Raw genomic sequence first — 19,477 nt, forward strand, 5'->3', positions numbered from 1 at the left:
AAACACGCGCAAACAAAAAAAGGCGTCCCCGCTAGTCAGCTAGCGAGGACGCCTTTGTCCTGGTCCCGTTCTCTCGGGAAGCACGCGCCTTCGTCGTTGAAGGGGCGGCTGTATGTGGGTTGTTGGGAAAGCTAATGCAGCAGCTGTGCCAAGTTTCCATGCCCCCTGTTTTATTGGGCGTTTAAATAGAGCCTCGGCGGATTTTGCTCGTTAGTGGTGCAAAAGCCAGTACATCAGCACCAGATTGATCAGCAGCGAAGCCACCGCCAGGGTCTGCCACACCTTGAGCGGTTCGCGCTCCAGCAAAGGCCGTGGCCGTACACTGAGTTCGCGGCGGTCGGCCTGTTCCAGTACCAACAGCCATTCTTCGGCGGTTTCATAGCGTTGGGCGGGAAGGACGGCCACGGCACGTTCCAGACTCAGGGGCAACCAATCCGGCAAGTCGGGGCGATAGCGGCTGGCGCTGACCGGCTGGTTAAAGCGCGGGCGTTGGAAGGCTTCGATTTCGCCGTAGGGGTAATGCCCGGTCAGCAGGTAATACAAGGTCACACCAACGCCATACAAATCCTGTTGCGCCGTAGGCTGCTCGCCACCGAAGGCTTCCGGTGCGATAAAGCTCGGGGTGCCGGGCAGCAGATGGGCGCGGTCTTCAGACAGCCCAGGGCAGTAGGCCAGGCCGAAGTCCAGCACCCGCAGTTCGCCATCGTCCCCCAGCAGCAGGTTTTCCGGCTTGATATCGCGGTGCAGGATCTGCCGGCGATGCAGCAGGCCTACGGCCCGCAGCAAACGTTCGGCGATAGTCTGCCACTGCGCCAGCGGCAACGGGCCTTGCTGCTGGAACAGCTGGGCCAGGGTCTGCCCGGGATATTCGCGCATCACGTAGTACAAGTGCTGACGACCACTGGCCGCGTGGACTTCAGGAAAGGCGCGGCCGGCGACTCGGCGCAGGAACCATTCTTCCGACAACAAGGCTTGGGCCGCGTCGGTGTCGTCGTCGTGGCTCAGTGGCAGGGTCTTGAGCAGCCAGGGTTGTTGCTGGGCATCGAGGACCCGATACAGCAGCGACTGCCGACTTTGGGCCAGCACGCTCTCCACTCGCCAGCCTTCAAAGGTCTGGCCGGCCTTCAGCGCTGGCGGCAGCGGCCATTGCTGTAACTGCACCAGGGCGTCGCCGAGAGTGGCGGCGCCGAGTCGGTCGATACGTACCAGCAAGGCGCTGGCGTTGTCTTGGCTGCCGGCCAGGTGCGCAGCGTTGACCAGGGTGCTGACGGCCAGGTCGAGGTCGCTTTGTTCACGCAGGATCGTGCCGATGCTGGCGTCGCCCAGTGTGGCCCACACCCCGTCGCTGAGCAGCAGGAAGCATTCACCTTCGCGCAGTTCGCCGTCGAGGAAATCCAGCATCAGGTGCTGATCCAGGCCTAGGGCGCGCTTGAGCACATGTTGCATGCCGGGCTGTTCCCACACATGGTCTTCGCTGATGCGTTGCAACTCGCCGTTGAGCCAGCGATATACCCGACAATCGCCGACATGGGCCAAGGTGAAGCGCCGGCCGCGAAACACCAGGGCACTGAGGGTGGTCAGCAGCGGTAGCCCGCCGCCATTGGCCTGCAACCAGCGGTTTTGCGCCAGCAACAGGCGCTCCAGCGCCTGGGCCACGCCCCAGGTCTGCGGCGTGGCGTAGTAGTCCAGGGCCAGGGCCTGCAGGGTCGAGCGTGCGGCCAGGCCACCGTCGGCGCATTGGCTGACGCCATCGGCCAGTGCGCACAGGTAGCCTTTGCTCGCCGCCAGTTCCGCCAGGGGCGTGACCACGCGCAGCGCATCCTGGTTTTCGCTGCGCGGGCCGATGGCACTGGCCTGGGCGACGCTCAGTTGCAGGCTCATCAGACGCGTGCGGCGGTCACGGCGGCCGACCCCCAGGTGGTTCTCCAGCGCCGTTTCACACCATGCAGGCCGAACCAGGCCACCACACCGAGACTGGCAAACAACCATAGGGCCAGTTGATAACTGCCGGTACTCTGTTTGATCGCGCCCATTCCGGCGGCGAGGGCGAAGCCGCCGATGCCGCCAGCCATGCCGATCAAACCGGTCATGACGCCGATCTCATTACGAAAACGTTGCGGTACCAATTGGAATACCGCGCCATTGCCGGCACCAAGGCCGAGCATGGTGCAGACGAAAAGTGCCAGCGCCGCGTAGGAGTTGGGCAGGTTGAAACCCACTGCCGCAATGCAGATCACTGCCACGCTATACATGCCGAGCAGGGTCTTGATCCCGCCGAAACGATCCGCCAGGGCGCCGCCCAAGGGCCGCATCAGGCTGCCGCCGAACACGCAGGCGGCGGTGTAGTAGCCGGCAGTCACCGGGCTCAGGCCGTACTGGTCGTTGAAGTAGCCGGGCAGGGCGCTGGCCAGGCCGATAAAACCGCCGAAGGTCACGCTGTAGAAAAACATGAACCACCAGCTGTCGCGGTCACCCAGGGCTTTGAAGTAGTCGGCCATGGATTTGGCTTTCGGCCGCTCTGGGGCATTGCGTGCGAGCCAGGCGAACACGATCAGCGTCAGCACCAGCGGAATCAGCGCAAAGCCGAACACGTTGCTCCAGCCGAACGCGGCCGCAAGCACCGGTGCCAGCAATGCGGCGAACACGGTGCCGGAGTTACCGGCCCCGGCGATGCCCATGGCCTTGCCCTGGTGTTCCGCCGGGTACCACTGGGACGCCAAGGGCAGGGCGACCGCAAAGGAGGCACCGGCCATGCCCAGGAACAGGCCCAGCAGCAAGGCTTGCTCGTAGCTGTGGATCCCCAGTTTCCAGGCACAGAACAGCGCCACGATCACAATCACCTGGCCAATCAAACCTGCGGTCTTGGGCGATAGCTTATCGGCCAGCATGCCCATCAGAAAGCGCAGCAGCGCGCCGGCCAGGATCGGTGTCGCCACCACCAGGCCACGCTGTTGAGTGGTCAGCTGCAAGTCGGCGGCAATCTGCACCGCCAGCGGGCCCAGCAGGTACCAGACCATGAAGCTCAGGTCGAAATACAGGAACGCGGCGAACAGGGTCGGGGTGTGCCCGGATTTCCAGAAACTTGATTTCATCATGCACCTCAACGGTTGGGGGCTAGGGGACCAAAACGCAAAAAACGCCGCCACCAGGTTCGCGAGGGGCAAACCGGATGGGCGACGTCTTTGTCGTGGAGGGGCAACCGCCGTTGGCTACCTGTCAGGATTGTTTAGCAAGAGCTGAGCCAGATCAGCCGAGCAACTCGCTCATGGCAATAATCTGCTCCGCCACCTGGATCAGTTTCTGTTGGCGACTCATGGCCTGGCGGCGCATCAGGGTGTAGGCCTCTTCTTCATTGCAGTCCTTCATTTTCATCAACAGGCCCTTGGCCAACTCGATGCGCTTGCGCTCGGCCAACTGCTGGTCGCGGGCGTGCAGCTGGGCGCGCAGCGCCTGGTCGCTCTCGAAGCGGGCCATGGCCACGTCAAGGATCGGTTGCAGGCGCTGGGCCTGGATGCCTTCGATAATATAGGCACTGACCCCGGCCCTGATTGCCTGGCGCATCACGTTCGGGTCGTGCTCATCGGTAAACATCACGATGGGCCGGGGTTGGTCGCGGCTGACCAGCACCACTTGCTCCATCACATCGCGACCGGGTGACTCGGTATCGATCAGGATCACGTCCGGGCGCACCGTTTCGACGCGTGCGGGCAGGTCGATGGTCAGCCCCGACTCATCGATCACTTCGAAACCAGCCTCGGTCAGCGCAGCCTTGAGGCGCCCGACCTTGCGCGCAGTGTCATTGATCAACAGGATTCGCAGCATTGTCATACCCCTTTCAGCGCAGCGCTTGGCGGCTGGCGTCATCGGCCAGGGCATGCAGGCGGAAGCTGCGGGCGTAGCCGGCAGGGTCGGAGCCGTCCCAGGTCTTGCCGTCGATCAACTGGCTGCTGCGCATCTCTGAGTCGCTGGCGGCAATGCCCAGCGTCTCGGCCGCCCGGCGATACAGCGCCAGTTGCTGCACCTGCCGGGCGACGCCCAGGTAGTCAGGGTCTTCACGCAACAAGCCCCAGCGTCGGAACTGGGTCATGAACCACATACCGTCGCTGAGGTAGGGCAGGTTCACCTCGCCACCGGCGAAAAAACGCAATGCGTGGGGATCTTGCCACTGGTTGCCCAGGCCATCGTCATAGTTGCCCAGCAGTCGCGGCTCGATACAGTCCAGTGGGGCGTCCAGGTACTCGCGGGCACTGAGCAATTGCGCAGTGGAGCGGCGGTTTTCGCTGCCCTGTTCGATAAACCGGCTGGCCTCGAGGATCGCCATCACCAGCACGCGAGCGGTATTGGGATACTCGTCGACGAAGGCCTGGGTGCAGCCCAGGACTTTTTCCGGATGATCGGGCCAGATCGCCTGGCTGGTCGCCAGGGTAAAGCCTTGATTTTCCTTCACTGCGCTGGCGCTCCAGGGTTCGCCGACACAAAACCCCTCGATGCGCCCGGCTTGCAGGTGCGCAACCATCTGCGGTGGCGGCACCACTACGCTGTTCACATCCCGCAACGGATGAATGCCTTGGCTGGCCAGCCAGTAATACAACCACATGGCGTGGGTGCCGGTGGGAAATGTCTGGGCGAAGGTCAGTTTCGTCCGACTTTGGTGCACATGGCGTTCCAGTGCCTCAGGAGTGACCACACCCTGGGTTTGCAGGCCGCGGGACAGGTTGATGCTCTGGCCGTTCTGGTTCAGCCCCATCAGCACCGCCATGGGGCAGGGGGCGACACCGCCGATGCCCAGATGCACGGCATAGATCAGCCCGTAGAGACTGTGGGCGGCGTCCAGTTCGCCGCTGACCAGCTTGTCCCGCAGGTTGGCCCAGGACGACTGGCGCTTGAGATTCAGCGTGAGGCCATAGGGTTGGGCAAAGCCCTGGGTGGCGGCAACTACCAGCGAGGCGCAATCGGTCAATGCCATGAAGCCCAGATCGAGGCTGCTTTTTTCCGGGGCGTCACTGCCGTTTACCCAAGCCAGTGGATCGTTCATCAACACCTGCCTTTTTCCAGGAAAGCCGTGATTCCCTGGGGTGGCGGTGCAGGCCATTGCAGGGTAACCACGCCTATGTACGTAGGCTCGCCGAGTCTTTGGCGCGGGCCTGTTACAGAGTGCATAGCAAGGCACATGCCATGGGCTGGAGGGTGGGTTCTGCCGTCAGCTTTCCATCATGATTGAACCTCGTGCGCCTCGCAGTATGGCCGCTTCTTCAAGCCATACAGCCCGGGAATATCTACGGTGCACGCTGATTCATCTGTAACGATCAAATACCGCTTGCTGTACCTCGGGCTGATCTGTGGCGTGTTGTTGCCGGGCAGTCGAGCTGCCTGGTGCGAGGCGTACCAGGCACGGTATGAAGGCCTGCGCACCTTCAGCCGTGCCCCATTGCCGCCCACGACCTTACTGGCGCAGTTGACCACCGCGCAACTTGCGCGTGTGCAACGTGCGTTCCTGCAAACAGATCCTGAGTTTTCCCCCTGAAAAAGGCCTTTGTCCATGCACCTGGAAATACTGTTGCAGGAGCAACTGATCAGCCGCAAGCGTCTGGCTGCGTTCGCACCGGGGAAGGTGCTGCCCTTGGATCCGGGGGTAACCCGATGTGTGGAGGTGCGGGTCAATGGGCAACTGATGGCATTGGGTGAGCTGGTGCAACTGGAGGACCGGCTGGGAGTGGAGTTGCAGGAGACCTATCAGGAGTGGATCTCTCAATAAGGGCGGGTAGCGAATTGTCCTACCGGAGGGTGCAAAAAAAAGTCGGCTGAATGGGTTTTGTCCTAGCGCGGGCCGAAGTGCCGATTTCTATAGTTGTGACATTGGCGCGAGCTGGCACAGGAAATAAGGATTTTGAATGGCAGTAGTCGAATGCAGAGGTGTGTATGGTCGTCGTGACTGCTGAACCTGCGACTTCCCTGGTCTTTGCTCGCTGGACTTTGCATGGCGATGGCCGGTTGACGGGCGGGCACGCGGATATTCAGTTGCCACCCAAGGAGGGGCAGGTTCTGCGTCTGCTGCTGGCCTCCGGTGGCACGTTGATGACCAAGGACCGTTTGTTGGAACTGGCCTGGTCCCGGGGCGAGGTGGCCGATGAGTCACTGACGCGATGCATTTACTCCCTGCGCAAGCACCTGGGTGCTGACAAAGGGTTTATCAAGACGATCTACGGCAAGGGGTATCGCTTTACCTGCCCGGTGCGGGTGGTGAGCGACCCATCAAGGCGCGTTGTGCACGTGTGCTCATTCTGCGGTCAGGCCAGCAATGCTTAAGGGGGGAAGCAGGAGCCTGCTGTTCGGCTTGCTGATGGGCAGCAACCAGGCACTGGCCTATTGCTGGGACGAAATGGCCCGGCGACACGATCTGGAACCTGAGTTGTTGCAGGCCATCGCTGCGGTAGAGTCGGGTTACCGCTCCCAGGCCATGAACTACACCAACCGCAACGGCACGCGTGATATCGGCCTGATGCAGATCAACAGCATCCACCTGCCGCGTTTGCTCAAGCAGGGCATTACCGAAGAGCGTCTGCTGAACGAGCCCTGCCTGTCAGTGGAGGTCGGTGCCTCGATCCTGGCTGAGTTTATCCAGCGTTTCGGATATAACTGGACGGCGGTGGGTGCCTACAACGTCGGGCCGGGTTCAGGCCCGCAGCGTGAGGCACTACGCCTGCGGTACGCGGAAAGGATCTGGGTGCGTTATGAAGCGCTGGTTTCGCAGCGTCAATGAGATCAGCGCGGCGCGCCTCGCATGCGGCCCGCCACCCCGGCTATAATCGGCGCCACCTTTTGCCGCCATCCGAGTCTAGCCCGCCCATGTATACCTTGGCCCGCCAGCTGTTGTTCAAACTCTCCCCGGAAACCTCCCACGATCTGTCCCTGGACCTGATCGGTGCCGGTGGCCGCCTGGGACTCAATGGCCTGGTATGCAAGGCGCCGGCGAAAATGCCGGTGTCGGTGATGGGGCTGGATTTCCCTAACCCGGTCGGCCTGGCAGCCGGCCTGGACAAGAACGGCGCGGCCATCGATGGGTTCGCGCAGCTGGGGTTCGGCTTTGTCGAAATCGGCACCGTGACCCCGCGGCCACAACCGGGCAATCCCAAACCACGCATTTTCCGCTTGCCGGAAGCCGAGGCGATCATCAATCGCATGGGTTTCAACAATCTGGGCGTCGACCATCTGCTGGCGCGGGTCCAGGCGGCGAAGTACACAGGCATCCTTGGTATCAACATTGGCAAGAACTTCGATACGCCGGTTGAGCGCGCGGTGGATGACTACCTGATCTGCCTGGACAAGGTCTATGCCCACGCCAGCTATGTCACCGTCAACGTCAGCTCGCCGAATACGCCGGGCCTGCGCAGCCTGCAATTTGGTGACTCCCTCAAGCAACTGCTCGAAGCCTTGCGCCAACGCCAGGAAGATCTGGCCGTGCGCCACGGCAAGCGCGTGCCTTTGGCGATCAAGATCGCGCCGGACATGAGCGATGAAGAAACCGTGCTGGTGGCCCAGGCCCTGGTGGAGTCGGGGATGGACGCAGTGATTGCAACCAACACTACCCTCAGCCGCGTGGGCGTCGAAGGCCTGGCTCATGGTGACGAGGCGGGCGGCCTGTCGGGCGCGCCGGTGCGGGACAAGAGCACCCATATCGTCAAGGTGCTGGCGGCCGAGTTGGCTGGGCGTTTGCCGATCATCGCGGTGGGCGGTATCACCGAAGGCAAGCACGCTGCCGAAAAGATCGCGGCTGGCGCGAGCCTGGTGCAGTTGTATTCAGGGTTTATCTACAAGGGGCCGGCGCTGATACGCCAGTCGGTGGATGCCATCGCTGCCTTGCGCTGATGCAAACGCTAATCGGCAGGTAATAAAAAGGGCTCCATAAAGGAGCCCTGGGCCGAAGCCCGCCGCCCGGATGGGGCGCGCGTGGTTAAGTCGTTACATATTCAGAGGTGTGTGTCGGAATTTAAGTGCCCTGATTAGCCGACGGCGTGAAGTTCGTTGAGTCTGTGGATGCCCGCAGTGCCAGTCATACCGTCCCAGTTGTCGCCGCGTCCTTCTCGCCAGCCGTTGATCCAGGCTTGGCGTACCGACGGTAGAGTAAATGGGCAAAGCTCACGGGATTTTCCATGAACACCATATTGATATCCGCGTAAAAATGCTCTTTCCAACGGATCACGCTTAAGTCTTCTCATAGGGTGTTTCCCTCACTTGTTGACTGTCTAGATATCCTTCGGCCTTGTCCAAGGCCGGGCAGAGTTTTTCTGCCGTTGGTGGGCTCGCTGCCGGCGTGGCGAGCCGATGTGTCGGCGTCGTACGGCGCCAACCTGTGTTGAGTTCTAACCAATAGGTCACATGGATTCAATGATCGTTTTGTCATAAGCACGTAACGATAACGATGCTATAGCCATAAGCTGGAATGGCTTTTCGTCCCTTTTATTGGGCAAAGCCAGCTATGATGTGCCCTGCAAAGAGAAAGGGTTTAATTCTTTAGTGAGAATTTCCGCCTGTTGCAGTCGGTTATTATTCGACGAAGGGTCAGAATATTTCGTTTTGTTGCGGATGTAATCGCTAAAAAGTTCTCTCTGCCCCGTCAATAAAGGCCCGAGGGCCCGTCAGACGGGGTGGGACGGCACATTCGTGCCACGCGAGCACTCTTCAAGAAAAGTGCTTGATTGAAAACCGAGCCGGCGATGCGTCGCCCGTTCATTTATTGCTGAAAAGCCTGGAATGCCCCATGTCGGACCGTTTTGAACTCTTCCTCACTTGCCCCAAGGGCCTCGAAGGCCTGCTGATCGAGGAAGCCGTCGGGCTTGGCCTTGAGGAAGCCCGCGAGCACACCTCAGCTGTGCGCGGCATGGCCGACATGGAAACCGCCTATCGCCTGTGCCTGTGGTCACGCCTGGCCAACCGTGTGCTGCTGGTGCTCAAGCGCTTCCCGATGAAGGACGCCGAAGACCTCTACCATGGTGTGCTGGATATCGAATGGGCCGACCACATGGTGCCCGATGGCAGCCTGGCGGTGGAGTTCAGCGGTCATGGCTCGGGCATCGACAACACCCACTTCGGCGCGCTGAAGGTCAAGGATGCGATTGTCGACAAGCTGCGCACCCCGACCGGCGAACGTCCGTCCATCGACAAAATCAACCCGGACCTGCGCATTCACCTGCGCCTGGACCGTGGCGAAGCGATCCTGTCCCTGGATCTGTCCGGCCACAGCCTGCACCAGCGCGGCTACCGCCTGCAGCAGGGCGCGGCACCGTTGAAGGAGAACCTGGCGGCAGCGATTTTGATCCGCGCCGGCTGGCCACGCATTGCCGCCGAAGGCGGCGCGCTGACTGACCCGATGTGCGGCGTCGGCACCTTCCTGGTCGAAGGCGCGATGATCGCCGCCGACATGGCCCCCAACCTCAACCGCGAACTGTGGGGCTTCACCACCTGGCTGGGCCACGTCCCGGCGCTGTGGAAGAAGCTGCACAGCGAGGCCACCGAACGCGCGGCCATCGGCATGAACAAACCGCCGTTGTGGGTACGCGGCTACGAAGCTGACCCACGCCTGATCCAGCCGGCACGCAACAACATCGAGCGCGCTGGCCTGAGCCATTGGATCAAGGTGTACCAGGGCGAAGTCGGCACCTTCGAGCCGCGCCCGGACCAGAACCAGAAAGGCCTGGTGATCTGCAACCCGCCCTACGGCGAGCGCCTGGGTGACGAAGCCAGCCTGTTGTACCTCTACCAGAACCTCGGCGAGCGCCTGCGCCAGGCCTGCATGGGCTGGGAAGCGGCGGTGTTCACCGGCGCGCCGGACCTGGGCAAGCGCATGGGCATCCGCAGTCACAAGCAGTATTCCTTCTGGAACGGCGCATTGCCGTGCAAATTGCTGCTGATCAAGGTCAACCCGGATCAGTTCGTCACCGGCGAGCGCCGTACCCCGGAACAGCGCCAGGCCGAGCGTGAGCAAGCGGCTTACGACCAGGCCCCGACCGAGCCGGTAGAGCGCCAGTACAACAAGAACGGCAACCCGATCAAGCCGGCCCCGGCGCCTGTGGTAGAACAGGCGCGCTTGAGCGAAGGCGGGCAGATGTTTGCCAACCGCCTGCAAAAGAACCTCAAGCTCTTGGGCAAATGGGCCAAGCGTGAAGGCGTGGATTGCTACCGTGTGTATGACGCTGACATGCCTGAATACTCCATGGCTATCGACCTGTACCACGATTGGGTGCACGTGCAGGAGTACGCCGCGCCGAAATCCATCGACCCGGAAAAAGCCTCGGCCCGCATGTTCGATGCCCTGGCAGCGATTCCCCAGGCACTCAACGTCGACAAGAGCCGCGTGGTGGTCAAGCGTCGTGAGCGCCAGAGCGGTACCAAGCAATACGAACGCCAGAGCGCCCAGGGCAAGTTTACCGAAGTCAGTGAAGGCGGCGTGAAGTTGCTGGTCAACCTCACCGACTACCTGGATACCGGCCTGTTCCTCGATCACCGCCCGATGCGCATGCGTATCCAGAAGGAAGCGGCGGGCAAGCGCTTCCTCAACCTGTACTGCTACACCGCCACCGCCAGTGTGCACGCCGCCAAGGGAGGTGCGCGCAGCACCACCAGCGTAGACCTGTCCAAGACCTACCTGGACTGGGCGCGTCGCAACTTCTCGCTCAACGGTTTCTCCGACAAAAACCGGCTGGAGCAGGGTGACGTCATGGCATGGCTGGAGGCCAGCCGCGATGAGTTCGATATGATTTTCATCGACCCGCCGACCTTCTCCAACTCCAAGCGCATGGAAGGCATCTTCGACGTGCAGCGTGACCACGTGCAATTGCTCGACCTGGCCATGGCCCGCCTGGCACCGGGTGGCGTGTTGTACTTCTCCAACAACTTCCGCAAGTTCCAGCTGGAAGACAACCTCAGTGAACGCTATGCGGTCGAGGAGATCAGCGACAAGACCATCGACCCGGATTTTGCGCGCAATGCGAAGATCCACCGGGCCTGGAAAATCACCGCACGCTGATTAAACATCAGGCGTTCTGAATGCGCTGAGTATCCAGTGTGGGAGGGGGCTCGCTCCCGATAGCAGAGTGTCAGTCACTCGATGTATTGACTGATACACCTCTATCGGGAGCAAACCCTCTCCACATCAAGCGCCCGCAGTTTTTACGCTGGTCAAACCCTGGGCCAATGGCTATAACTGAAAGCCTAGCCATAGTGACGCCCCCGCACGCTGGCGTTGCGAGTGTTGCCCATGCCGATGCAAGCCGGTCGCCCGAAAATCCTTGGTTTTATCAGTGAGCAGGCGTCGGCCTGGCTGGTGGCGTTGGTCGTACTGTCGGTCGGTAGCGCGTTGACGGTGGTTGTCGCGTGGGCGGCGGCCGACCTGTATCAGCAGCAGGTGCACCAGCGTTTCCAATTGTTGGTCAACGAACGCTTCACTCGTATCCAGGAACGTTTCGAAGACCAGGAACAACGCCTGGGTAGCTTGCAGCGTTTCTTCGCCAATTCCGCTGATGTGTCCCGTAGCGAGTTCGACGGTTTTGCCCAGCCGCTGCTGCTGCATGCCCGTGCCTATTCCTGGGCGCCGCGGGTATTTCGCGAGCAGCGCAGCCAGTTTGAACAACAAATCTCCCGCCAGCGCGACGTACCTTTTGCGATCCGTGAACTGAATGCCTTGGGCGAGTTGGTGCCGGCCACCGAGCGCGATGAATACGTCCCGGTACTCTACAGCCAGACGCAAAGCCTGCTGGGCGCCCCCTTGGGTTTTGACCTGCTGGCCCAGCCCTTGCGCCGCTCAGCCCTGGAACGTGCGCAACAAAGCGGCAAGCCTGCGGTGTCACAACCCATGCAATTGGTGGGTGTCGAGCCTGCCTATGCGGCCGGGGTGTTGCTGGTAGCGCCGGTCATCAAAGCTGGCGATACCGAGCCCTACGGGTTTGTCATGGCGGTGATCAGCATGCGCCAGCTGGTGACCGACGGTTTACCCAAGCCGAACCGCGACAACCTGGTGATGCAGATTGTCGATACTTCCGATAGCCAGCAGCGGGAGTTATATGCGTCGAGCAATGCACTGGGCAGCAGTGACCTGTCGTCTACGCGCCGTCTTGCCCTCGGTGACCATGTCTACGCCCTGAGCGTGCGTGCGAGCCAGGTGTTCGACATGGCGAATCACTCGTCGATGAACACCGTCCTGGCCATGGGCGTGCTGCTCAGTGCCTTGCTCAGTGCCTTGCTCTACGTGTTGGTCAGCCAGCGCCAGCGCGCGTTGAAACTGGTGGAGCAGCGTACCGTGCAGTTGCGCTTGCGAGAGCAGGAGTTACGTGGGGCTCATGGTCAGCTGCGCAGTGTGCTGAACGCGGCGACCCAAGTGGCGATCATCGCTACCGACTTGCGCGGTGTGATCAACACCTTCAACGCTGGCGCCGAACGCATGCTGGGGCTCAAGAGCGAAGAGGTGCTGGGCCGCCTGAAGTTGGAAAGCCTGCACCTGGCCTCGGAACTTGAAGCACGCGCTGTGCCCTTGAGTGCGGCGTTGGGCAAGCGCATCCCGCCGAGTCAGGCGATGCTGGTGGAAACCCCCGACAGTCAACATGAAGCCCGCGAATGGACGCTGCAGCGCAAGGACGGCAGCCAACTGACCGTCAACATGCTGGTAACGGTACTGCTGGACGACTACGGCCTATGGGTCGGGCATTTGGCGATTTACCTGGACATCACCGCGCAGAAGGGCGCCTACGAAGCCCTTGCCGCGCGGGACCGCTTGCTGAAAAAGCTCAGCAGTCATGTGCCTGGCGGAATCTTCCAGTTCACCCTGGAACCCCAGGACAACTGGCGTTTCATCTACGCCAGCCAAGGCATGCGCGATATCTATGAAATTGAACTCGGCGTGTTGCAACAGGATGCGCGCACGGTGTTCGAGCGCATTCACCCGTTGGACGCCGAGCGTGTGCGGGCCTCGATTCGTTTGTCGGCCCTGCAATTGAGTCACTGGCGCGAAGAGTACCGCGTGCAATTGCCGCAACGGGGTCTGCGCTGGATTCGCGGCGAGGCGACGCCGGAGGAATTACCGGGAGGCGGTACGCTTTGGCACGGCTATGTCTCGGACATTTCCGATCTGAAGCGGGTCGAGGAAGAGCTGCGTGCGCTGTCCATCACCGATTCATTGACGGGCATTTATAACCGCCGTTATTTCCAGGATCGCCTCAAGGTCGAGATGCTCCGCCTTAACCGCAGCGCCGGTACTCTGTCGTTGATCATGCTCGATATCGATCACTTCAAGCGAATCAACGACCAGCACGGCCACGCCATGGGCGACCGGGTATTGCAGGAGTTGTGCAAGCGCATTGGCCAGCGTTTGCGGCGTACCGATGTATTCTGCCGGCTGGGCGGCGAAGAGTTCGCGGTGCTGTGCCCCGGCACCGATGGCGTCCAGGCTTATAGCCTGGCGACGCAGTTGTGGCAGTCGTTGCGCAATACGTCGATGGAACCGGTGGGTATCGTCACCGCCAGCTTTGGCGTGGCCAGTTGGCGGGCCGATGAGGATATAGATGGGTTGCTGCTGCGTGCGGATTCGGCGGTGTATGTGGCCAAGCAGGCGGGCAGGGACCGGGTCGAGGCGTGTGGGAGTGGGCAAGCCCTAATGCCTGTAGGAGCGAGCTTGCTCGCGAAAAAGCCATAGACGCCGCGTTTATTCAGGAAACACGCGTTAACGTTGACGATTTTCGCGAGCAAGCTCGCTCCTACAGGGTGATGTGATGCTTTAGAGAACCGGCGCGGCCGCCACCGCCTTCGGCTGGCGATACAGGTCCAGCAACACCTGGTCCAGCACCGACGAGGCACCCCATGGTTTGTTGTCATTGAGGATCGCTACCACCGCCCAGGTATTGCCGTTGTTGTCGCGGCTGAACCCGGCGATGGCACGCACGGTATTCAATGTGCCGGTCTTCACATGGGCTTCGCCGCGCATGGCGGTGGTCTTCAAACGTTTACGCATGGTGCCGTCAGTACCGGCGATCGGCATCGAGCTGATGTATTCCGCCGCATAGGGGCTTCTCCAGGCCGCTTGCAGCATGGCCGCCATCTCGCGGGCGCTGACTCGTTCGGCGCGGGACAGGCCTGAGCCGTTCTCCATCACCAGGTGCGGCGCGGTGATGCCTTTCTTCACCAGCCACTGGCGCACGACGCGTTGCGCGGCCTTGGCATCGTCCCCATCGGCATCGTTGCGAAACTGCGCGCCCAGGCTCAGGAACAACTGCTGGGCCATGGTGTTGTTGCTGTACTTGTTGATGTCGCGGATGATTTCCGCCAGGTCCGGCGAGAACGCACGGGCCAGGACCTTGGCATCCTTGGGCACCGGCGCCTGGATATCACGGCCCTGGATGGTGCCGCCCAACTCCTTCCAGATTGCACGCACGGCACCGGCGGTGTAGGTGGCGTGGTCAAGCAGTGACAGGTAGGTCTGCGAGCTGCAGCCATCCGCCAGTTGGCCGCTGACAGTCACGGTCACACTGCCGTCAGCGGCAGTCACGGGGCTGTAGCGCACGTCACCGGTGCACTGCTTGGCGTTGGTGGCTTTCACTTGGTTGTCGATGCGAATGCTGGCAATCGGCGGTTCGACCGACACGATGACCCTTCCCGAATCATTGCGGGTCACGAAGCGCAGGGCCTTGAGGTTGACCAGCAAGGCGTCGGGCTTGACCAGGAACGGCTTGTTTTCGTCGTTGCCATCGTCGTTGAACTCAGGCAATTGCGGCTGGTTGAAGAAGTTGCGGTCCAGTACCAGGTCGCCAGTGACTTGCTGCACGCCATTGGCGCGCAGGTCGCGCATCAGCAACCAGAGTTTTTCCATGTTCAGCTTGGGGTCGCCACCGCCCTTGAGGTACAGGTTGCCGCGCAACACGCCGCCGCTGAGGGTACCGTCGGTGTAGAACTCGGTCTTCCACTGGTGGTTGGGGCCGAGCATTTCCAGGGCCGCGTAGGTGGTGACCAGCTTCATGGTGGAGGCCGGGTTCACTGAGACATCGGCGTTGAACACAGTGGGGGTGCCGGGGCCGTTCAGCGGCAGCATCACCAGGGACAGCGCGGTGTTTTGCAGCTTGGCTTTCTGCAGGGCCTGGGCAACGCTGGGCGGCAGGGTGGTATTAATCGGGGCAGCAGTGGCGCAGAAGGCCAGTGGCAAGAGAAAACCGGCGAATAACACTGAACGTAAAGATTTGATCATAAGAGGTAAAACCCTACTGCTGAGGAGGGTGAAAAGGCGAGGGGGTATGAAAGAAAATCCCTCAATGGTCACGAAAGTGTCGGCATTATGCCCCAAGCTGGAACCACTTGTAGCTCAACGATAGCTGCTAATTGTGGTTTTTTTGTCGGCTTTTGCCCGCCCGTCCCAGAGAGTCGGGCAATTGCCGCCTTAAACTGCTAAAGTGCCGCCCGTTATTACTTATGAGGATTGTTCCAATGGCGACTAACCGTTCCCAGCGTCTGCGCAAAAAACTGTGCGTTGATGAATTTCAAGAGCTGGGTTTCGAACTGAACCTGGACTTCAAAGAAGGCCTGAGTGAAGAAGCTATCGACGCTTTCCTCGAAGCATTCATCAAAGAAGCCATGGAAGCCAACGGTCTGGGCTATGTCGGCGGCGACGACTACGGTCTGGTTTGCCTGCAGAAGCGTGGCTCGGTTTCCGAAGAGCAGCGCGCTGCTGTTGAGGCCTGGCTGAAAACCCGTTCCGAGCTGACCAAGGCTGAAGTCAGCCCGCTGCTGGACGTGTGGTATCCGGAAAAGCCGATCAACGCGGCCAAGTGATACTAAATAAAACGGCGACCTGCTGAGGGTCGCCGTTTTTTTATGCCTTGCGCCAATTCAGAATCAGCAGCGTCAACACCCCCGCCACAATCCCCCAGAACGCCGAACCGATGGAAAACAACGTCAAGCCTGACGCCGTGACCATAAAGGTGATCAGCGCCGCTTCCCGTTCCTTCGGCTCATTCATGGCAATGCTCAGCCCATTGATGATCGAGCCAAACAGCGCCAGGGCTGCAATCGACAGTACCAATTCCTTTGGCAGCGCTGCGAACAGTGCCGCCAACGTGGCGCCGAATACTCCGGCAATCCCGTAGAACACCCCGCACCACACCGCTGCGGTATAGCGCTTGTTGCGGTCTTCATGGGCATGGGGCCCGGTGCAGATCGCCGCGCTGATCGCCGCCAGGTTGATTCCGTGGGAGCCGAACGGAGCCAGCACCAGCGAGGCCAGGCCGGTGGTGGTGATCAGCGGCGACGCCGGCACGTTGTAGCCGTCGGCCCGCAGTACGGCAACACCGGGCATGTTCTGCGAGGTCATGGCCACCACGAACAGCGGGATGCCGATGCTGATGGTCGCCGCCAATGAGAAGTGCGGCGTAGTCCACACCGGCGTCGCCACTTCCAGGTGAAAGCCGCTGAAATCCAGCAACCCCATCAGCCCTGACAGCAGGGTGCCGATTACCAACGCAGCGAGCACGGCGTATCGCGGTGAAAGTCGCTTGATGACCAGGTAGGTGAAAAACATTCCCAGCACCAGTGCGGTGCGATGCTGCGCGGCGACGAAAATTTCGCTGCCGATCTTGAACAGGATCCCCGCCAGCAGCGCCGCCGCCAGCGACGCCGGGATCCGCTTGACCAGCTTTTCAAAGCTGCCGGTCAGCCCGCAGAGCGTCACCAGCACCGCGCAGGTGATGTAGGCGCCGATGGCCTCGCCATAACTCACGCCGCCTAAGCTTGTGATCAACAGCGCCGCGCCGGGTGTGGACCAGGCGATGGTGATAGGCGTGCGATAGCGCAGGGACAGGCCAATGCTGCACACCGCCATGCCGATGGAAATCGCCCAGATCCACGAGGAAATCTGCGCGGTGGTCAAGCCGGCGGCCTGGCCGGCCTGAAACATCAGCACCAGGGAGCTGGTATAGCCGGTCATCATGGCGATAAAGCCGGCGACGATGGCCGAGGCGGAAGTGTCGGCCAGCGGGCGCAAGGGCGCTTGGGTGGCATCGGTCATGGAGGGGTATTCCTTTTACCTGGGATTTGCCGGTGGTGGCGCGGATTCAAGCCTAAACTCAAACGTAACGAGTCATTGCAATACAGCCGGGGCCGCAAACAGCCGTACAGTGTGTTGGCGCATCGGGTTGTGTACAATGTGCACTGTTTTTAGGTGATACTTGCCAGCGTAGCGTCGTTGCCGTATTACCGTTATTTCGCCGCCGTTCTCCAAACCCGAGTGCCCATGAACGAACAGTTGCAACCTCTCAAGAAACAACCGCGAGCCGGCAAGGCCGGTCGCAGCGGGACCCAGGACGATATCGTCTACGCGCATATCTTCGAGGCGATCCTTGAACAACGCCTGGCGCCCGGAACCAAATTGAGTGAAGAGGCACTGGGCGAGATCTTCGGCGTGAGCCGCACCATCATCCGCCGTGCGCTGTCGCGCCTGGCCCATGAGGGCGTGGTGCTGCTGCGGCCCAATCGCGGCGCGGTAGTTGCCAGCCCAAGCGTGGAAGAAGCACGGCAGGTGTTCATGGCCCGGCGTCTGGTGGAGCGAGCGATCACCGAGTTGGCGGTGCAGCACGCTACCGCTGAGCAATTGGCTGAGTTGCGCCAGATGGTCAATGACGAGCGCGACAGCTTCTCCCGCGGTGATCGCGGTGCGGGTATCCGTCTTTCGGGCGAATTCCACTTGAAACTGGCCGAGGCAGCAAAGAACGCGCCGCTGATCAGCTTCCAGCGCAGCCTGGTGTCCCAGACCTCATTGATCATCGCCCAGTACGAAAGCGGCAACCGCTCGCACTGCTCCTATGATGAACACACCCAGTTGATCGACGCGATCGAAGCCCGTGATGCGGTGCTGGCGGTGAACTTGATGATGCATCACATGGACCACATCGACAGCAAGCTCAACCTCGATGAAGAGAGCGCGTCGGATGATTTGCATGCGGTGTTCTCGCATTTATTGCAGACCAAAAAGCCCGGGCGCTCGTCGGTAAAACTGTAATCTCCCTGATTCACTGGGGGATAAAAATGTGGGAGGGGGCTTGCTCCCGATAGCAGAGTGTCAGTAGCAGATAGGCTGACTGACACACCGCTATCGGGAGCAAGCCCCCTCCCACATTGGTTTTGTGTTGTGGCTGGGTTCAGCGTTGATGCACCAACTGTCCGGCTGCATAGGTCTGCAACACCGCTCGATCATCCCCCAGTGTCATCAGCACAAACAACGTCTCGGCAATGGTATTGGCCTGCTTCAAGCGATAGCTCAGCAGCGGCGTGGCGTTGTAGTCCAGCACCAGAAAGTCCGCATCCGTGCCCGGCTGCAACGTGCCGATCTTGTCTTCCAGGCGCAACGCCCGCGCACCCCCCAGGGTCGCCAGGTACAGCGACTTGAACGGGCTCAACCGTGCCCCCTGCAACTGCATGACCTTGTAGGCTTCATTCAGTGTTTGCAGGAGCGAGAAGCTGGTACCGCCACCCACGTCGGTGCCCAGGCCCACGTTCAGTTTGTGTTTCTCCGCCATCGGCAGGTTGAACAAACCACTGCCGAGAAAGAGGTTCGACGTCGGGCAGAATGCGACCGCCGAGCCGGCCTCTGCCAAGCGTGCGCACTCGTCATCGCAAAGGTGCACGCCATGGGCAAATACCGAGCGCTCGCCCAGCAGTTTGTAATGGTCATACACATCCAGGTAGCCGCTGCGTTCCGGGAACAGTTCCTTCACCCACTCGACTTCCTGCTTGTTCTCACTGATGTGGGTCTGCATGTACAGGTCCGGGTATTCCCCCAGCAGTTTCCCGGCCAGCGTCAATTGCTCTGGTGTGCTGGTGGGGGCAAAGCGTGGCGTCACCGCGTAATGCAGGCGGCCTTTGCCGTGCCAGCGTTCGATCAGCGCCTTGCTTTCCTGATAGCCGGATTCGGGCGTGTCAGTCAGATAGTCCGGCGCATTGCGGTCCATCATCACCTTGCCGGCAATCATGCGCAGATCGAGCTTCTCGGCCGCTTCAAAGAATGCATTCACCGATTGCGGGTGCACGCTGCCGAACACCAGCGCGGTGGTGGTGCCATTGCGCAGCAGTTCCTTGATGAAGATATCCGCGACTTCCTCGGCGTGGGCCTTGTCGGCGAACTGGCTTTCACACGGGAAGGTGTAGGTGTTGAGCCAGTCCAGCAACTGTTCGCCATAGGCGCCGACCATGCCGGTCTGCGGCAGGTGGATATGGGTGTCGATCAGGCCGGGGGTGATCAGTGCGTCCTGGTAGTGGGTGATGTCGATATCGGCAGGCAGGCTCGGCAGCAGATCGCTGGCGTGACCGAGCGCGCTGATCTGACCGTTATCGATCACCAGCAGGCCGTCTTCGAAATACTCGTAGGAGGCTTCGATGCCAACGACGGCAGGGTCGTCGATGCTATGCAGGATGGCGGCACGGTAGGCTTTGCGAGTCAAAGGCATGGTTATCT

Annotated in this window: 17 protein-coding genes; 9 read left to right on the forward strand and 8 right to left on the reverse strand. The window is 61.0% G+C overall.

Annotated features, from left to right (window positions below; all coding sequences use genetic code 11):
• Window positions 1–210: 210 nt before the first annotated feature.
• From BLU48_RS03265 to BLU48_RS03280, 4 genes are all read right to left on the reverse strand, one after another.
• Window positions 211–1,881 carry a bifunctional protein-serine/threonine kinase/phosphatase gene (locus tag BLU48_RS03265; RefSeq protein WP_057023132.1) on the reverse strand — a complete coding sequence of 557 codons (1,671 nt, stop codon included), beginning with the start codon at window positions 1,879–1,881 and terminating at the stop codon, window positions 211–213.
• Entirely contained in the window at window positions 1,881–3,092 is a 1,212-nt protein-coding gene (locus BLU48_RS03270) for a nitrate/nitrite transporter (protein WP_057023131.1), read from the reverse strand. Before BLU48_RS03270 ends, BLU48_RS03265 begins: the two co-directional genes overlap by 1 nt.
• 154 nt (window positions 3,093–3,246) lie before the next feature.
• Window positions 3,247–3,822, reverse strand: a complete 576-nt coding sequence (locus BLU48_RS03275; protein ID WP_057011903.1) for an ANTAR domain-containing response regulator — start codon at window positions 3,820–3,822, stop codon at window positions 3,247–3,249.
• A 13-nt stretch (window positions 3,823–3,835) separates the two neighbouring features.
• A complete protein-coding gene (locus BLU48_RS03280) occupies window positions 3,836–5,035 on the reverse strand; it encodes a CmpA/NrtA family ABC transporter substrate-binding protein (protein ID WP_057023130.1) in 1,200 nt (399 codons plus the stop codon).
• A gap of 246 nt (window positions 5,036–5,281) precedes the next feature.
• Between BLU48_RS03280 and BLU48_RS03285 the strand changes: the two genes are divergently transcribed.
• From BLU48_RS03285 to BLU48_RS03305, 5 genes are all read left to right on the forward strand, one after another.
• Window positions 5,282–5,524, forward strand: coding sequence for a hypothetical protein (locus BLU48_RS03285; protein WP_057023129.1), 243 nt, complete (start codon window positions 5,282–5,284; stop codon window positions 5,522–5,524).
• A gap of 15 nt (window positions 5,525–5,539) precedes the next feature.
• Complete coding sequence (locus BLU48_RS03290) at window positions 5,540–5,755, forward strand: FliM/FliN family flagellar motor switch protein (RefSeq protein WP_043047071.1); 216 nt, start codon at window positions 5,540–5,542, stop codon at window positions 5,753–5,755.
• Between the two features lie 164 nt (window positions 5,756–5,919).
• Window positions 5,920–6,306: a winged helix-turn-helix domain-containing protein gene (locus tag BLU48_RS03295; RefSeq protein ID WP_057023128.1), complete on the forward strand. Its 387-nt coding sequence runs from the start codon at window positions 5,920–5,922 to the stop codon at window positions 6,304–6,306.
• Window positions 6,299–6,760 (forward strand): transglycosylase SLT domain-containing protein, encoded by a 462-nt coding sequence (locus tag BLU48_RS03300; RefSeq protein ID WP_057023127.1) that lies wholly within the window; start codon window positions 6,299–6,301, stop codon window positions 6,758–6,760. The genes BLU48_RS03295 and BLU48_RS03300 overlap by 8 nt, the downstream gene beginning before the upstream one ends.
• Window positions 6,761–6,846: 86 nt before the next feature.
• The gene (locus tag BLU48_RS03305; protein WP_043047068.1) at window positions 6,847–7,866 is read left to right on the forward strand and encodes a quinone-dependent dihydroorotate dehydrogenase; all 1,020 of its coding nucleotides are present in this window, start codon (window positions 6,847–6,849) and stop codon (window positions 7,864–7,866) included.
• Window positions 7,867–8,000: 134 nt separating this feature from the next.
• On the opposite strand, the gene rmf is transcribed toward BLU48_RS03305, so the two are convergent.
• On the reverse strand, window positions 8,001–8,216 hold the full coding sequence (rmf, locus tag BLU48_RS03310) for a ribosome modulation factor (RefSeq protein ID WP_002553055.1): 216 nt from the start codon (window positions 8,214–8,216) through the stop codon (window positions 8,001–8,003).
• A 542-nt stretch (window positions 8,217–8,758) separates the two neighbouring features.
• Between rmf and rlmKL the strand changes: the two genes are divergently transcribed.
• Together rlmKL and BLU48_RS03320 are read left to right on the forward strand one after the other, a co-directional pair.
• Complete coding sequence (rlmKL, locus tag BLU48_RS03315; protein WP_057023126.1) at window positions 8,759–11,023, forward strand: bifunctional 23S rRNA (guanine(2069)-N(7))-methyltransferase RlmK/23S rRNA (guanine(2445)-N(2))-methyltransferase RlmL; 2,265 nt, start codon at window positions 8,759–8,761, stop codon at window positions 11,021–11,023.
• 231 nt (window positions 11,024–11,254) lie between these two features.
• Window positions 11,255–13,681 (forward strand): sensor domain-containing diguanylate cyclase, encoded by a 2,427-nt coding sequence (locus tag BLU48_RS03320; RefSeq protein WP_057023164.1) that lies wholly within the window; start codon window positions 11,255–11,257, stop codon window positions 13,679–13,681.
• A gap of 81 nt (window positions 13,682–13,762) precedes the next feature.
• Here the strand turns inward: BLU48_RS03320 and dacB are convergent, their stop codons facing one another.
• Window positions 13,763–15,223, reverse strand: a complete 1,461-nt coding sequence (gene dacB, locus BLU48_RS03325; protein ID WP_057023125.1) for a D-alanyl-D-alanine carboxypeptidase/D-alanyl-D-alanine endopeptidase — start codon at window positions 15,221–15,223, stop codon at window positions 13,763–13,765.
• A gap of 236 nt (window positions 15,224–15,459) precedes the next feature.
• Between dacB and BLU48_RS03330 the strand changes: the two genes are divergently transcribed.
• Complete coding sequence (locus tag BLU48_RS03330) at window positions 15,460–15,804, forward strand: YggL family protein (protein ID WP_010208515.1); 345 nt, start codon at window positions 15,460–15,462, stop codon at window positions 15,802–15,804.
• Window positions 15,805–15,844: 40 nt separating this feature from the next.
• Here the strand turns inward: BLU48_RS03330 and BLU48_RS03335 are convergent, their stop codons facing one another.
• Window positions 15,845–17,035: a benzoate/H(+) symporter BenE family transporter gene (locus BLU48_RS03335; RefSeq protein WP_057023124.1), complete on the reverse strand. Its 1,191-nt coding sequence runs from the start codon at window positions 17,033–17,035 to the stop codon at window positions 15,845–15,847.
• Between the two features lie 225 nt (window positions 17,036–17,260).
• On the opposite strand from BLU48_RS03335, the gene BLU48_RS03340 reads away from it, so the two are divergent.
• On the forward strand, window positions 17,261–18,025 hold the full coding sequence (locus BLU48_RS03340; RefSeq protein WP_057023123.1) for a GntR family transcriptional regulator: 765 nt from the start codon (window positions 17,261–17,263) through the stop codon (window positions 18,023–18,025).
• Between the two features lie 139 nt (window positions 18,026–18,164).
• Here the strand turns inward: BLU48_RS03340 and guaD are convergent, their stop codons facing one another.
• Window positions 18,165–19,469, reverse strand: a complete 1,305-nt coding sequence (gene guaD / locus BLU48_RS03345) for a guanine deaminase (protein WP_057023122.1) — start codon at window positions 19,467–19,469, stop codon at window positions 18,165–18,167.
• Window positions 19,470–19,477 lie beyond the last annotated feature (8 nt).

The organism is Pseudomonas synxantha (assembly GCF_900105675.1).
In the GTDB taxonomy this organism is placed as follows: domain Bacteria; phylum Pseudomonadota; class Gammaproteobacteria; order Pseudomonadales; family Pseudomonadaceae; genus Aquipseudomonas; species Aquipseudomonas synxantha.